Source organism: Delftia sp. ASV31 (assembly GCF_016428765.1).
GTDB classification, from domain to species: domain Bacteria; phylum Pseudomonadota; class Gammaproteobacteria; order Burkholderiales; family Burkholderiaceae_C; genus Comamonas; species Comamonas acidovorans.
The window spans coordinates 1-13,998 of the sequence record NZ_JAELTK010000027.1 but is presented as its reverse complement, the minus strand read 5'-3'; the positions used below and the strand labels follow the sequence as shown (position 1 = coordinate 13,998).

Here is a 13,998-nt window from a genome sequence, read left to right as displayed (position 1 = left end):
TCAGTCCCTCACGAACAGGCGGCGGGTGGATGCGGTGATGTCGCGGAAATAGCGCACGGGCATCTGTGCCTGCACGGCCTGCGCCAGGAACTGAGCTGCCGTGAACGGCACGTGAAAGCTCACGATGTGGGTCTGGCCGCTGAGCTGGTGCGTATGGGATGGCAGCCGGTCCAGCCAGGGTTTCAGCTGCGCCATGGCCCAGCCGGTCTCGAACTCGATGGCGCAGCCTTCCATGGCGGCAAAGCTCTGCTGGACGCTGCGCGGCTGGCCTTGCTCCAGGAACAGCACCTGGTCGGCCACCTTTTCCACCTCGTACAGCTGCTGTGAACTCAGCACCAGGGCCATGGGTTGCCAGGGCGAGCGCGCCAGCGACTGCAGATCGGTCAGCAGGGTCTGCTGGGCGTTGATGTCCAGATTGGCCAGCGGCTCGTCCAGCAGCAGCACGCGCGGCCGGCAGAGCAGGGCGCGCGCCAGCTCGAAGCGCATCTTGTAGCCCGAGGACAGCTGTTTCCACTGGTGGCCCCGGAAGGCGCGCAGCCCCAGCTGCGCGATGACCACCTGTACTAGGCAGATGTTGCGTTGGCCCACGGCGCCATGGCTGCGCGCGGCGAATTGCAGATGGTCCATCAGGCGCCCGCCCCAGACGGCCGGGCGCTGGGGGATATAGGCGAGCTGGGTGCGCAGCAGGTAGGCATCGGTGGCGGGAACGCCCCAGTCCAGCTGCCCTGCGTCGGGCGCCAGATCGGCGGCCAGCAGGCGCAGCAATGTGGTCTTGCCGTTGCCGTTCTCGCCCACCAGTCCCAGGATGGTGCCGGGCTCCACGGCCACATCCACCGGCCCCAGCGCAAAGCCGCCGCGCCGGTAGCGCTTGACCAGTTGCCGACCCTGTACACGGTACGCGCGGTGCGCGCGGGGATGTGCGGAGTCGGCCTGCAGCGCCTGGCCCGGGGCATGGGCGGCATGCAGGGCATCGAAGGCCTGCTGCACCAGCGCGCGGCGGGGCTCTGCACCGGAATCGGCCGCAAGGCCATCCCAGGCGTCCAGCGCAGTCAGCAGGCTCTGCTGCACGGCGGTTTCGGCCGGCAGGGCGGCGTCTATGAGTGCACGCCACGCGCCATGCCATTGCTGGCTGGCGATCGCCTGTTCGACGGATTGCGCCCAGGCCGCGACACAGGTCGCCACACAGGCCTGCCACGGCCCTGGCGGTGGTGCCGATTCGATGCTCGATTCCATGAAGCCCTCCCTTTTTTCTGTGCTGCGCGGTGCGGCCATCCGGGGAGCCGGACAGTGCGATTCCCGGCGCGCGACGAGTCTATGCGATCCCGCTATGCTGTACTTCCCGCGACGGACGACAGGGCCCGCACAGGCCCTGCGGATGCGCTTCAACGGTGTTGCACCATGTCCGGTTCCTTACAGACATCTCCGCTTCTTCCCGCCGTGGCCTGGCAGGGCCTGCGCCAGGTCCATGTGCTGCAAAGCCTGACCGACGAGCGACTGGCCGAACTGGCCGCGCAGTGCCGTTGGCAGTATCTGGCGCTGCACCAGACGCTGGAGGGCGCGTACACCGATCAGCGTCTCTACATGCTCGTGCAGGGCGGCTTGCGCGTCAGCAGCTATGCCCCCAACGGGCGCGGGCTCACACTGGGCGAGATTGCCCAGGGCGTGTTCTTCGGCGGCCTGCCGCAGCAGCAGGCGGGTTGCACGGCAATGCCCCTGGTGGTGGAGGCGGGCGTGCCCAGCCTGATTGCCTCGCTGGCCCATGAGGATGTGGAAGCCCTGCTCATGAACGAGCCCCAGGTCCTGCGCGCCTTCATCGGCCGGCTCAGCGATCTGGCCGTGGCGCTGGCGCGCCGCATGGTGGATCTGGGAACGCTGTCGGTGCGCAGCCGCCTGCATACCCAGTTGCTGGAACGTGCCGAGCGCGCGGGCATCGACCAGGGGCAGGCCCTGCTGGCGCCCGCACCCCGGCAGACCGACCTGGCCCTGATGCTGGGCTCCAGCCGCGAGGAAGTGGCGCGCGAGATGTCGCGCCTGGTGCGCCTGGGCCTGCTGCGGCGCGAAGGCCGCAACCTGCGCATCTGCCATGTCGAAGGCCTGCGCGTGCTGCTTGAGGAAGCGCGCTGAGCCTTGTCTGCCGCAGCTGTTTCAAGCCGCGAAAAACACTGTTTCAGGAACGCGTGAATTCGCCCTCTGTCGAGGGGAGCACGGGTGAAAAGGCAGCGGGCCGCCCGGGCCGGATGCGAAAACACGTGAGAAAACGCACAGACGAAGAATGCTGCAGCGCCGCATAGTACGTCCATGCCGTGAGGAAATGAATGCCGAGCGGCCTTTTGAAAGGATCTGACATGCGTACCCTCTCCGCTGCACTGGCCGCCCTGACCCTGGGCCTCGCCGGCACTGCAATGGCCCAAGAAGCCGTTTCCCCCTCGTCCTCCGCCACCGCAGGCCTGAGCCGCGCCGAAGTGCTGGCCGACCTCGAAATGTGGCACCAGGCGGGCATGACCTACCTGCCCTCGCCTTCGGCAGACCGCGACATCAGCTACAACTCGGCCGAATACCAGCGCGGCCTGGCCCGTTACCAGCAACTGCGCAGCGGCCCCGCCTACCGTGAGGCCGTGGCCCGCCTGGAAGGCCAGCACACCGTCACGCAGAAGTGATGTGAATGGATATGGGTCCGGCATGGTGCCGGGCCTGTTGGTGGAAAGCGTCCTTTCGGGATGCTTGGTTTGGCGCCCTTCGGGGCGCTTTTTTGTTTCCCTCGCTCTACACTGGGCGGCCCCGTGTCAGTGGCTGCTATCGATAGCGAAGCTGCTGATGCAAGTACAGCATGCGTTGACGGCCGTTTTGTGAAGTTTCTGATCGATTTTCCCAACCCCCATGACGGTTCGGCCGCCCGGCTGCGCCATGGCTTCGGGCCGCCGCTGCGCAGCCTGGCAGCCCATGCGCCCGAGCAGGTGCGCGGTGTGCTTGACGCCGTGCAGCAGGCCGCCCAGGCCGGCCTGTGGTGCCTGGGCTGGGTGCGCTACGAGGCGGCGGCGGCGTTTGACGCGGCCTACGCTGGCGCCTTGCATGCCACGCCGCAAGGCGAGCCGCTGGCCTGGTTTGCCGTCTTCGACGGCCCCCGGCCCTGGCCTGAAGACGCGGACGCAGTCGATGCCGGCCCTCAGGCGCAATCTCAGGTGCAATCTCAGGTGCAATGGCAGCCCGGCCTGGAGCGTGCCGATTTCGATGCCGCCATTGCGCGCATCCACGAGGCGATTGCGGCCGGTGACTGCTATCAGATCAATTACACGGCCCAGTTCATGGGCCGGCTGCTGGGAGACATCCCATCGCTGTTCGCCGCGCTGCGCCGTGCCCAGCCCGGCGGCTACGTGGCCTGCATGGACAGCGGCGACGAGCAGGTGCTGTCCGTCTCGCCCGAGCTGTTCTTCGACTGGGATGGCGAGCGCATCCTCACGCGCCCCATGAAGGGCACGGCGCCGCGTGGCGCCACGCCTGAACAGGACGAGGCGAATGTCCAGGCCATGCGGTCCTCGCCCAAGGAGCGGGCCGAGAACGTGATGATCGTGGACCTGCTGCGCAACGATGTCTCGCGCATTGCCGAGCCTTTCAGCGTCCAGGTGCCGCGCCTGTTCCATGCCGAACCCCTGCCCACCGTGTGGCAGATGACGTCCGACGTGCAGGCGCGCACGCGGCCCGGCACCGGCCTGGCGGACGTGTTTGCGGCACTGTTTCCCTGCGGCTCCATCACGGGCGCGCCCAAGCGCCAGGCCATGCGGCTCATCCACGAACTGGAGTCGGGTCCGCGCGGCGTCTACTGCGGCGCCGTGGGCGTGGTGCGGCCCGGCATCGCCGCGGGGCGCGTGCACGCCACCTTCAATGTGCCCATACGCACGGTGGTGGCGCGTGGCACGGAACTGCACTGCGGCATCGGCAGCGGCGTCACCTCGGGCGCCGAGGCGCCTGCCGAATGGCAGGAATGGCGCCACAAGAGGGCTTTTCTGGACAAGGTGTGAAAGGGCGTGCAGCCATGGCGGATACGGACTTGGATTTCGACATTCTGGAAACCCTGGCCCTGCGGGATGGCGGTTTCATCCACCTTCAGCGCCATGTGACGCGCATGCAGGACGCGGCGCGGCATTTCGGCCGGCCCTGCACGGATGACGTGCTGGAGCAGGCATTGCAGCAGCTGCGCCAGGCGCACGCCAGCGGCCACTGGCGCGTGCGCCTGGCGCTGGGTGCCACGGGGCGGATACAGACCCAGGCGGCGCCGCTGCCGCCTTCCGCCACGCCTGTTCGGCTGGCGCTGGCCGACCGGCCCATCGCCAATGCGGTGGCGCGTGGCGACTGGGTGCGTTTCAAGACCTCGCGCCGCGCGCACTACGACAGCCTGCAGCCCACCGATGCCTCGGTGTTCGACACCGTGCTCCACAACGAGGACGGCGAGATCACCGAGGGCACGCGCGGCAACATCGCCGTGCTGCTGGCGGGCCGCTGGGTGACCCCGCCGCTGTCCAGCGGCCTGCTGCCCGGCGTGGGCCGCGCTGTGGCGCTGGACGAGGGCCGCGTGGTGGAGCACCCGGTGCGGCTGGACGATCTGCCGCGCGTGCAGGGCTGGGCCTTCGTCAACAGCCTGCGCGGCTGGCTGCCGGCGGTTCTGCGCTGAGCTGCAGGCTAGGGCCACGGGCGGAACTCATGGTTTTCAGGGATGGATTCCACAAGGCAATGTCAGACAATCGGTGAATATTGTTGAGCAATATCATTTTGATTGTTGGCTGATACCTGTCTCTCATGAGATCGATCCATGCATGAATTCCGTATTTCCCGCCGCGCGCTGATCAGCGCCGCGGCTGTCCTGGCGGCGGGTCCGCTGTGCGCCCAGACCATCTATCCCAACAAGCCCATTCGCGTCGTCGTCGGCTACGCGGCAGGCGGCTCGGTCGACCTGGTGGGGCGCGTGGTGGGTGACATCCTGGCCAAGCACCTCAATGCGACCGTCGTGGTCGACAACGTGCCCGGTGCCGCCGGCGTGGTGGCCGCGCAGCGCGTGGTCGGTGCCAAGGCCGACGGCTATACCCTGCTCGCAGGCTCCAGCAACGAATTGGCGGGCACGAAGTTCGTCAACGCCGCGCAGAAGTACGACCCGGCCACGGACCTGACCGGCATCGCGCTGACCGGCGTGCTGCCCAACCTGTGGGTGGCCGGCACCAAGATGCCGGCCAGGACCATCGACGAGTTCATCGCCCTGGCCAAGGCCCATCCCGGCAAGTACAGCTACGGCAGCCCGGGCATCGGGTCCACGCCGCATTTCTCGGGCGAGCTGATCAAGAAGATCGCCGGGGTGGACATCGTCCATGTGCCCTACAAGGGATCGGCCGCGATGACCAGCGACCTGGCCGGCGGCAACCTGGATTTCGCCATCGTCTCTCCCTCGGTGGCGGCTCCGTTCATCCAGAGCGGCAAGATCAAGGCCCTGGGCGTGACCACGGCCCACCGCATCGCCATGATGAAGGACGTGCCCGCACTGGGCGAGAACGCAGCGCTCAAGGGCTACGCGCTGAGCGGCTGGTTCGGGCTGGCGGGACCCAAGGATCTGCCTGCCGATGTGGTGGCCAGCCTGCAGAAGGCCTTGAAGGCGGGCCTGGCCGATCCGGCGATGCGCGCGCGCCTGGAAGGAGCGGGCATCATTGCCGCCACGGGCGACGAAAACCTGGCCCAGATCATCCGTACCGACATGGGCAAGTACGCCGAACTGGTCAAGTTCGCCAAGATCACGCCGGAAAACTGAAGCACGGCCTGCCGCCATGAAAAACGCCTCGCTCCCCGAGGCGTTTTTTCATTCGGGCCTGTGCAGGGCATGCAGGGACAGCAGCCCCTCGAACGCATCGCGCAGCGGCTGCAGCGACGGGCCGGCAGGCGCCAGCCGTTGCAGCGCGCAGGCCGCTGCCTCCAGCGTGGACAGCTGGCCCGGCGCATGGGCCTTGCGCAGGGCGCCGTAGCGCGAGGCGGGCAGGTCGCCCTGCAGTGCCAGGCGCGGCAGGGCCTGCAGGCCGGGGTTGAGGTAGAGCATCTTGCGGCTCTTGCGCCAGGTGGCGTCCAGCACCACCAGGCGCAGGTCCTCGGGGCATGGCGCGGGCTGCGGCCAGGGCGCTTGCCTGGCAAGGCCCAGCTGGTCGCCGTGCGGTGTTTCCGGATAGAGCAATACAGCCCGTCGCGGGGCGTCGCCCGCCTGCCAGGGCGCGTGCAGCAGTGCCTGCAACTGCGCTGGCTCGAAGGCCTCGCCCACCGCCAGGCGGCTGGCGGGCAGGCACAGGTGCAGCAGCCGGCCCGTGCCCTTGGCCTGCAGTTCTTCCTCGGGATGCTGGAGCACCAGCAGCTGCACCGCATGCGGCACCGGCTGCACCAGGGGGCACAGGCAGGTGCGCTCAGGGCGCAGGCATTGCGCGCAGCGTGCGCGGGTGCTCACGGCGGACAAGGCCGGGCGCCTGCCTTACAGGCGACCCTTGTAGTAGCTGGGCTTGTCCATGTCGGCGATTTCCACGCTGAGCTGGACCATCATGCCGGCCGGCTGGGGCGTGAGGCGGCGCAGCACCGCGGCAATGCCTTCGGACAGTTCCTTCTTGGCCGTGTCGGTACGGCCTGCCAGCAGGCGCAGCTGCACATGGACGAAGCCGCGGTTGGCGGGTGCCGAGCCGATCTCGAACTGGCTGACCGGCAGCAGGCGGGCCTTGACGTCGGCCTCGTCCAGGATGCTGGGGTGGCCGCAGACGAAGGCGTTGAGTTCGGTCAGCAGTTGCTGGCCGGGCAGGCCGGCGAGGTTGTCGGTGTATTCGACGTAGAGATGGGGCATGGATGTCTCCGTTCCGGTGGTGAAGAGGGATTCAGGGGAGGGGTGGGGCCAGGCGCGAGACCTCGTCCAGCGCCGTCAGCAGCAGCTGCACGTCGATGCGCGTGTGGGAGGCCGACAGCGCAATGCGCAGCCGCGCCGTGCCTTCGGGCACGGTGGGCGGGCGGATGGCGGGCACCCACAGGCCGCGCTCGCGCAGGCCTTCCATCACGGCCAGCGCCGTGGCGTTGGAGCCTATGACCAGGGCCTGCACGGCGGTGCGCGAAGGCAGCAGCTGCCAGCCCGTGCGCGCCAGCAGCGGCGTGAGGCCGGCGCGCAGCTCGGCAATGCGTTCGGCCAGGGACTCGCGGCGCTCGTCCTCGGCCTCGATCAGGGCCACGCTGGCCTGCAGCGCGCTGGCCAGCATGGGCGGCGCGGCCGTGGCGAAGATGTAGCTGCGCGTCTTTTGCAGCAGCCATTCGACCAGCATGTCGCTGCCTGCGACAAAGGCGCCGGCCACGCCAGCGGCCTTGCCCAGCGTGGCCATATAGAGCACGCGGGGCGAGGCATTTGCGCCCGTCAGTCCCGCCTCGGCCAGGCTGCCCCGGCCTTGTGGGCCGAGCACGCCGAAGCCATGCGCGTCGTCGAGCAGCAGCAGCGCGTCGTATTGCTCGCACAGCGCCAGCAGGCCGCGGATGTCGGCCACGTTGCCATCCATGCTGAACACGGCATCGCTGATGACCAGCTTGCGCCGGGCCGTGCTGGCGGCCAGTTGCGCGGCCAGATCGCCCAGGTCGGCATGGGCATAGCGGTGGACCTGGGCGCGCGACAGGCGGGCGCCGTCGATCAGGCAGGCGTGGTTGAGCGCATCGGAGAACAGGGCATCGCCAGCACCCACCAGGGCCGGCACGATGCCGGCATTGGTGGCGTAGCCCGCATAGAAGTAGAGCGCGCGCGGCAGTTGCACGAAGTGCGCCAGCTGTTCCTCCAGCGCGGCGTTGGCCGTGCTGTGGCCGCTGACCAGGGGCGAGCCGCCCGAGCCCACGCCAAAGGCCTGGGCGCCCGCGCAGGCGGCGCGCACCAGGGTGGGGTGGCCGGCCAGGCCCAGGTAGTCGTTGCTGCAAAAGGCCAGCATGGGGTGGCCGTCCACCTCCATGTGGGCGCCGCTGGCGGCGCCCTGCAGCGGCGCCGTGGCGCGGCGGCGGCGGCGCAGGTGGGCTGCGTCGAGCTCGGCGATGCGCGCGGGGATTTCGTCCAGCCAGGAGCCGCTCATTGCCATTGCTCCGGCAGGGTGTAGGTGGTGGCGCGCGGGTCGGGGTGCTGCTGGAAGGGGATGTCGGCCAGCAGCGGCGCCTGCAGTTGCCGGTCCAGGTGCTGGCGCAGCCAGGCCATGTTTTCCTCGGGCACCAGCATGGCGGGGTCCACGCGGCTGGCAATCCAGCCGGCCAGGCGCAGTCCGCGCGCGCGGATGGCCTCGGCCGTGAGGGCAGCGTGGTTCAGGCAGCCCAGCCGCAGGCCCACGACCATGACCACGGGCAGGTCCAGCGCGCAGGCCAGGTCGGCGCCCGAGAGCTGGTCGGACAGCGGCACGAGAAAGCCGCCCGCGCCTTCCACCACCACGGCGTCGGCCTGTTCGGCCAGGCGCCGGTAGCTGTCCACGATGTGCGCGATCTCTATGGAGCGGCCCGCACGCTGCGCGGCGATGTGTGGCGACATGGGATCGGGCAGCAGCACGGGGTTGTCCAGTTCGGGCGGCACGGCCAGGGTGGAGGCGGCGCGCAGCGCCAGCGTGTCCTCATTGGCCCAGCCGCCCTGGCCGTCGGGCTCGGCGCCTGCGGCCACGGCCTTCATGCCCACCACGCGGGCATGGTGGCGGGCCAGCGCATGCAGCAGCCCGCAGGAGGCCAGGGTCTTGCCCACGCCCGTGTCGGTGCCGGTGACAAAGCAGCCAATGGTGCGGTGGGCGTTCACGAATGGTTCTCCTGGGCCAGGGTGTCTTCAAGGGCGGCCAGCGCGCTGGCGGCCAGGTGCTGCACGGCCTCTTCGTCCAGCAAATAGGGAGGCATGGCGTAGAGGGTGTTGCTGATCGGGCGCAGCAGCAGCCCGCGCTCCAGTGCGGCTGCGCTGTAGCGGCGCGAGAAGTCGGGCAGCGAGGTCTGCACATCCCAGGCCCAGATCATTCCCTGGCGCCGTGCGTGGCGCACGCGGGCGTGCTGGTTCAAAGGGGCGAAGGCGCCGTCAAGCCTTTGCGCCAGCGCGAGGTTGGCGTTGATGGCATCGGTCTGCTCGAACAGCTCCAGCGTGGCCAGGGCGGCGCGGCAGGCCAGCGGGTTGCCGGTGTACGAGTGCGAGTGCAGGAAGCCGCGCGCCACGGAATCGTCGTAGAAGGCGGCGTAGACGGTCTCGGTGGTCAGCACGGCCGACAGGGCCAGCGTGCCGCCCGTCAGGCCCTTGGACAGGCAGATGAAGTCCGGCCGTATGCCGGCCTGCTGGTGGGCGAACATGCTGCCCGTGCGGCCGAAGCCCACGGCGATCTCGTCCACCACCAGGTGCACCTCGTAGCGGTCGCACAGGGCGCGCGCCAGGCGCAGGTATTCGGGGTCGTGCATGGCCATGCCAGCCGCGCACTGCACCAGCGGCTCGACGATGAGGGCGGCCGTCGTCTCGTGGTGCTGCTCCAGCCACTGGCGCAGGCCTTCGGCGGCGCGCCGTGCCACATCGGCCGGGCTTTCGCCGCCTTGCGCGCCGCGTGCATCGGGGCTGGGCACGGTGTCGGCCAGGCGCACCAGGGGCGCATAGGCTTCGCGGAAGATGGGAATATCGGTCACGGCCAGCGCGCCCACGGTTTCGCCGTGGTAGCCGCCGGCCAGGCCGGCAAAGCGGCTCTTGGCGGGGCGGCCCAGGTTGCGCCAGTAGTGCGCGCTCATCTTGAGGGCGATCTCGGTGGCCGATGCGCCGTCGCTGCCGTAGAAGGCATGGCCCAGGCCGGTGAGCGTGGCCAGTCGTTCGGACAGCTCGACCACGGGCGCGTGCGTGAAGCCGGCCAGCATCACATGGTCAAGCCGGGCGAGCTGGTCGGTGAGCGCGGCCTGGATGTGCGGATGGCTGTGGCCGAAGAGGTTGACCCACCAGGAGCTGACGCCATCCAGGTAGCGGCGCCCTTCGGTGTCGTGGAGCCAGGGCCCCTGTGCGCGCGCGATGGCGATGGGGGGCGCGGCCTCGTGCCGCTTCATCTGGGTGCAGGGGTGCCACACAGCCGCAAGGCTGCGGGCGGCAAGCGATTGAGTCATCGCGCGATTGTCACACCGCAGCGCAGCTCACAGCTGCTGCGTGGGCACGTGGTGGCGCAGCTCGACCTGGCGGTTGGCATCGTCCACGAAGACCAACTGCGGCTGGTGCGTGGCCACGTCGGTCTCATGCACCTGGGCGAAGGAGGCAATGATCAGCAGGTCGCCCACGGCGGCACGGCGCGCGGCCGAGCCGTTGACCGAAATCATGCCGCTGCCGCGCTGGCCCTTGATGGCATAGGTGACGAAGCGCTCGCCGTTGTCGATGTTCCAGATGTGCACCTGCTCGTTCTCGACGATGTTGGCGGCGTCCAGCAGGTCCTCGTCGATGGCGCAGGAGCCTTCATAGTGCAGCTCGCATTGCGTGGTCTTGACGCGGTGGATCTTGGATTTGAGCAGGGTGCGGAACATGTTTTGTCTCTCGAGGGGCGCTTTGCGCGGTCTTGATGGGGCCTGGGCTGGCAAAAAAAGCCACCAAGTCTATATGCGAAGGAGAAATCCCATGAAGGCCGTGAAGTTGTTCAACGGCAGCGGCGCCGCTGCGGGGCCTGGCTTCAGTTCAGGTCGAGCACGCAGCCATCGCCGATGCTGTCGCGCCATACGCGGATGCGGCTGGGAGCGGGCTGCAGGTCGGCCAGGGAATCGGCAATGAACAGGCACAGGTTTTCCAGCGTGGGCTTGCCCAGGCCGGGGATTTCGTCGAGAAAGCGGTGGTCCAGCGCGTCGCCCAGGGTCTTCAGGCGCGAGCGCAGGTAGCCCAGGTCGATCACCATGCCGTTGTCCGGATTGCGCGGGCCGGTGACGCTGACTTCGGCATAGTAGGTGTGGCCGTGGATGCGGCGGCTGCTCTCGGTCTCGATGGCGCGCTCCAGCGTGTGGGCGGCATCGAAGAAAAAGCGCTGGTGAACGGTGAACTGCATGGCAAAAATCAGCGGATGCCGGTGAGCTTGTGGGTCTGCAGGCTCAGGCGCCAGGCCGGGCGCTGCAGGCATTGCGCTATGCAGGCGGCCGTGTTGTCGGCCTGAAGGACGTTGTCCATGGGCTGCAGGAAATAGCGGTCGAAACGGGTGCCGGCCTCGATGGCCTGCAGATCGAAGCCGGGCTGCGGCCAGACCAGCTTGAGCTCCTGGCCGCTGCGCTGCACCCAGTCGGCGCCGGCCTTGGGGCTGATGCACAGCCAGTCGATGCCCTCGGGCGCGGCCACGGTGCCGTTGCTTTCCACGGAAATGCGAAAGCCGCGCGCATGCAGGGCGGCGATCAGGGGCTCGTCCACCTGCAGCAGGGGCTCCCCCCCGGTCAGCACCACCATGCGGTGCTGGCTGTCGCCGGCCGGCCATTGGGACAGGATGCGTTCGGCCAGGGCGTCGGCCGTGGCGAACTTGCCGCCCAGCGTGCCGTCGGTGCCCACGAAGTCTGTATCGCAGAACTGGCAGATGGCGCTGGCGCGGTCCTGCTCGCGGCCGGTCCAGAGGTTGCAGCCTGCAAAGCGGCAGAAGATGGCCGGCGTGCCGGCCTGGCCGCCCTCGCCCTGCAGGGTGTAGAAGATTTCTTTGACGCTGTAAGTCATGGTGCATGGAGGCCGGTGGAGCCGGCCTGTCGGTGTGCGCGTGCCTGTATCCGTGCCCGCTAGACGGGCGTATAGGCCAGGCGCACGTAGATGGGCGCAAAGGCTTCGGCCTGGGTGATCTCGATCAGCGTTTCCTTGGCCAGCTCCAGCAGGGCGATGAAGGTCACGACCAGCACGGTCGAGCCTTTCTCGGGCTGGAACAGGGTCTCGAACTCGACGAAGCGCCGGCCCTGCAGGGCCTTGAGCACCTGGCTCATGTACTCGCGCACCGAGAGTTCCTCGCGCGTGATCTTGTGGCTTTGCACGAGCTTGGCGCGCTTGAGAATGTCGCGCCAGGCCGATTGCAGCTCGGCCACGTCCACATCGGGAAAGCGCGGCTGCAGGTTCTGCTCGATGTGGATCTGGGCCCTGAGGAAGTCGCGTCCGTAGTGCGGCACCTGGCCGAGCTGGTGGGCAGCGAGCTTGATCTGCTCGTACTCGAGCAGCCGGCGCACCAGCTCGGCGCGCGGGTCCTCGGCCTCTTCGCCGCCTTCCTGCTTCTTGGGCGGCAGCAGCATGCGCGACTTGATCTCGATGAGCATGGCGGCCATCAGCAGGTACTCGGCCGCCAGTTCGAGGTTGCGGCTGCGGATCTCGTCGACATAGCGCATGTACTGGCGCGTCACGTCCAGCATGGGAATGTCGAGGATGTTGAAGTTCTGCTTGCGGATCAGGTACAGCAACAGGTCCAGCGGTCCTTCGAAGGCTTCGAGGAAGACCTCCAGCGCATCGGGCGGGATGTACAGGTCCTGCGGCAGGGCGAACAGCGGCTCGCCGTACAGGCGCGCCAAAGCCACCTGGTCGATCACGACCGGGGTGCCGTCGCCAGGAGGGGGGGATGTGGCGGAGGCGCCCGCAGGCGCCAGCGCGGATTCAGCCTCGGCCATGCCTTGCTGCCTGGGCGAATGCCGCATGCGCAGGGTGCACGGTGGGAACAGGCTGATTTTTCATCGCATGGGCAATCAGGAGTTCGTCTGGTAGACGTAGGGCTTCTGGTCCACGCGGCCGGCGCGCAGGTCTTCCCAGACTTCGTGGTTCACGTCCTTGTCCCACAGCAGCGAGCGGCCGGCCAGCTGCTGGCTGGGCAGCTCGGGCTTTTGCTTCTTCAGGTCGTTGATGAAGTTGGTGGCGTCGGAGCGATAGTCGGGGCGGCGAAAGAATGACATAGTCTGATAACCTCTTGAATCGCGTGATTTTACCGGGACACCGCCGATGAACCTAGTCTCCCGTCTTCTGGGGGTTGCCGTCGCCGTGATGGGCATGCTCTCGCTGCCCGGCTGCGATCCCCAAAACATCAAGGAACTCGAAGAAGGCCTGTCCACCGAGGCCGACGTCCGCGCCCGCTTTGGCGAGCCCGAACGCATCTGGACGGAGCCGGACGGCTCGCGCACCTTCGAGTACAACCGCCAGCCCGCCGGCAGCCGCAACTACATGATCACCATCGGCACCGATGGCCGCATGAGCGCGCTGCGCCAGGTGCTGGCGCCGCACAACTTCGAGAAGATCCGCCCCGGCATGGACGAGGAGCAGGTGCGCCGCATGCTGGGCAAGCCCGCCAAGATCACGCCCTACCAGCTCAAGCAGGAAACCGACTGGGACTGGAACTACATCGATCCCCCCACGCGCGACATGGAGTTCACCGTGACCTTCGGCCCCGACGGCCGCGTGCTGCGCAGCGCCGGGCGCGAGAAACTGCACGGTGGAGCCTGACAACAGGCCATTGCAAGTTCCTGCAAGCTCCTGCGGTGCGCTGTACCCTGCGCGCCACAGCGCGCCAGAGCAACTGTCTCTAGAATCCGGGTTTGTACCTATGACACCCCATGGGTACGGTGAAGGCCCCGAACCGGGGTCTTTGCGACGATAGATCTGTCATCACCCCGACAATGTCCACGCCTTCCCTACCCGCTGCCGCGCCCGCTGCGCCTGTCCCGGCCACCGCTTCGCTGCGCCATGGCCTCTTCGAGGATGTCCAGGCCCTCTTCACCGGAACCCTGTTCGTGGGCATCGCCATGATGATGTTCGCCCAGGCGGGGCTTTTGACGGGAAGCACGGCGGGCCTGGCCTTCGTGCTGCACTACGCCACGGGCTGGCCGTTCGGCCTGGTCTTCTTCGCGATCAACATCCCGTTCTACTGGTTTGCCTGGACGCGCGTGGGCCGCACCTTCACGGTCAAGACCTTCATCTGCGTGGGCGCGCTGTCGCTGATCACCGAAATGGGGCCGCGCCTCATCCACATCGACTACCTGCACCCGGCCTTTGCCGCCATTGCGGGTGGCCTG

The 13,998-nt window shown here is 68.2% G+C and carries 18 protein-coding genes; 7 read left to right on the top strand and 11 right to left on the bottom strand.

Translation table 11 applies throughout. The annotated features are described in order from the left end of the window. Nucleotides 1-1,233, bottom strand: a complete 1,233-nt coding sequence (locus tag JHD82_RS12040) for an ABC transporter ATP-binding protein (protein ID WP_199136655.1) — start codon at nt 1,231-1,233, stop codon at nt 1-3. Between the two features lie 165 nt (nt 1,234-1,398). Here JHD82_RS12040 and JHD82_RS12035 point away from each other — a divergent pair, with 165 nt between their 5' ends. The 5 genes from JHD82_RS12035 to JHD82_RS12015 all read left to right on the top strand — a co-directional run bounded on the left by JHD82_RS12035 (nt 1,399) and on the right by JHD82_RS12015 (nt 5,788). After that, nucleotides 1,399-2,124 carry a Crp/Fnr family transcriptional regulator gene (locus tag JHD82_RS12035; protein WP_199136653.1) on the top strand — a complete coding sequence of 242 codons (726 nt, stop codon included), beginning with the start codon at nt 1,399-1,401 and terminating at the stop codon, nt 2,122-2,124. A 221-nt stretch (nt 2,125-2,345) separates the two neighbouring features. Then, the gene (locus JHD82_RS12030) at nt 2,346-2,657 is read left to right on the top strand and encodes a DUF4148 domain-containing protein (RefSeq protein WP_013803916.1); all 312 of its coding nucleotides are present in this window, start codon (nt 2,346-2,348) and stop codon (nt 2,655-2,657) included. A gap of 189 nt (nt 2,658-2,846) precedes the next feature. Continuing rightward, on the top strand, nt 2,847-4,016 hold the full coding sequence (pabB, locus tag JHD82_RS12025) for an aminodeoxychorismate synthase component I (RefSeq protein WP_199136651.1): 1,170 nt from the start codon (nt 2,847-2,849) through the stop codon (nt 4,014-4,016). Nucleotides 4,017-4,030: 14 nt separating this feature from the next. After that, on the top strand, nt 4,031-4,666 hold the full coding sequence (locus JHD82_RS12020; protein WP_199136649.1) for an aminotransferase class IV: 636 nt from the start codon (nt 4,031-4,033) through the stop codon (nt 4,664-4,666). 138 nt (nt 4,667-4,804) lie between these two features. Continuing rightward, entirely contained in the window at nt 4,805-5,788 is a 984-nt protein-coding gene (locus JHD82_RS12015; RefSeq protein WP_199136647.1) for a tripartite tricarboxylate transporter substrate binding protein, read from the top strand. Between the two features lie 48 nt (nt 5,789-5,836). Here JHD82_RS12015 and JHD82_RS12010 read toward each other — a convergent pair whose 3' ends face one another. From JHD82_RS12010 to JHD82_RS11965, 10 genes are all read right to left on the bottom strand, one after another. Continuing rightward, entirely contained in the window at nt 5,837-6,475 is a 639-nt protein-coding gene (locus JHD82_RS12010) for a tRNA-uridine aminocarboxypropyltransferase (RefSeq protein WP_199136645.1), read from the bottom strand. Nucleotides 6,476-6,490: 15 nt separating this feature from the next. Further along, a complete protein-coding gene (locus JHD82_RS12005) occupies nt 6,491-6,850 on the bottom strand; it encodes a 5-carboxymethyl-2-hydroxymuconate Delta-isomerase (protein ID WP_012203756.1) in 360 nt (119 codons plus the stop codon). Nucleotides 6,851-6,881: 31 nt separating this feature from the next. Further along, entirely contained in the window at nt 6,882-8,099 is a 1,218-nt protein-coding gene (bioF, locus tag JHD82_RS12000; RefSeq protein ID WP_199136643.1) for an 8-amino-7-oxononanoate synthase, read from the bottom strand. Further along, on the bottom strand, nt 8,096-8,797 hold the full coding sequence (gene bioD / locus JHD82_RS11995; RefSeq protein ID WP_046984872.1) for a dethiobiotin synthase: 702 nt from the start codon (nt 8,795-8,797) through the stop codon (nt 8,096-8,098). The genes bioF and bioD overlap by 4 nt, the downstream gene beginning before the upstream one ends. Continuing rightward, nucleotides 8,794-10,116 carry an adenosylmethionine--8-amino-7-oxononanoate transaminase gene (gene bioA / locus JHD82_RS11990; protein WP_097203313.1) on the bottom strand — a complete coding sequence of 441 codons (1,323 nt, stop codon included), beginning with the start codon at nt 10,114-10,116 and terminating at the stop codon, nt 8,794-8,796. Before bioA ends, bioD begins: the two co-directional genes overlap by 4 nt. Nucleotides 10,117-10,143: 27 nt before the next feature. After that, entirely contained in the window at nt 10,144-10,524 is a 381-nt protein-coding gene (gene panD, locus JHD82_RS11985) for an aspartate 1-decarboxylase (RefSeq protein WP_012203760.1), read from the bottom strand. A 143-nt stretch (nt 10,525-10,667) separates the two neighbouring features. Then, on the bottom strand, nt 10,668-11,033 hold the full coding sequence (locus tag JHD82_RS11980) for a 6-carboxytetrahydropterin synthase (protein WP_012203761.1): 366 nt from the start codon (nt 11,031-11,033) through the stop codon (nt 10,668-10,670). 8 nt (nt 11,034-11,041) lie between these two features. Then, nucleotides 11,042-11,680, bottom strand: coding sequence for a 7-carboxy-7-deazaguanine synthase (queE, locus tag JHD82_RS11975; protein WP_034390787.1), 639 nt, complete (start codon nt 11,678-11,680; stop codon nt 11,042-11,044). A 59-nt stretch (nt 11,681-11,739) separates the two neighbouring features. Next, complete coding sequence (locus tag JHD82_RS11970) at nt 11,740-12,606, bottom strand: ScpA family protein (RefSeq protein ID WP_013803906.1); 867 nt, start codon at nt 12,604-12,606, stop codon at nt 11,740-11,742. Between the two features lie 75 nt (nt 12,607-12,681). Continuing rightward, the gene (locus tag JHD82_RS11965) at nt 12,682-12,885 is read right to left on the bottom strand and encodes a DUF3460 family protein (RefSeq protein WP_012203764.1); all 204 of its coding nucleotides are present in this window, start codon (nt 12,883-12,885) and stop codon (nt 12,682-12,684) included. A 46-nt stretch (nt 12,886-12,931) separates the two neighbouring features. Between JHD82_RS11965 and bamE the strand changes: the two genes are divergently transcribed. Together bamE and JHD82_RS11955 are read left to right on the top strand one after the other, a co-directional pair. Further along, nucleotides 12,932-13,429, top strand: coding sequence for an outer membrane protein assembly factor BamE (bamE, locus tag JHD82_RS11960; RefSeq protein WP_012203765.1), 498 nt, complete (start codon nt 12,932-12,934; stop codon nt 13,427-13,429). A 173-nt stretch (nt 13,430-13,602) separates the two neighbouring features. Beyond that, the coding region (locus JHD82_RS11955) for a YitT family protein (protein ID WP_199136641.1) at nt 13,603-13,998 on the top strand (396 nt) is incomplete at its 3' end.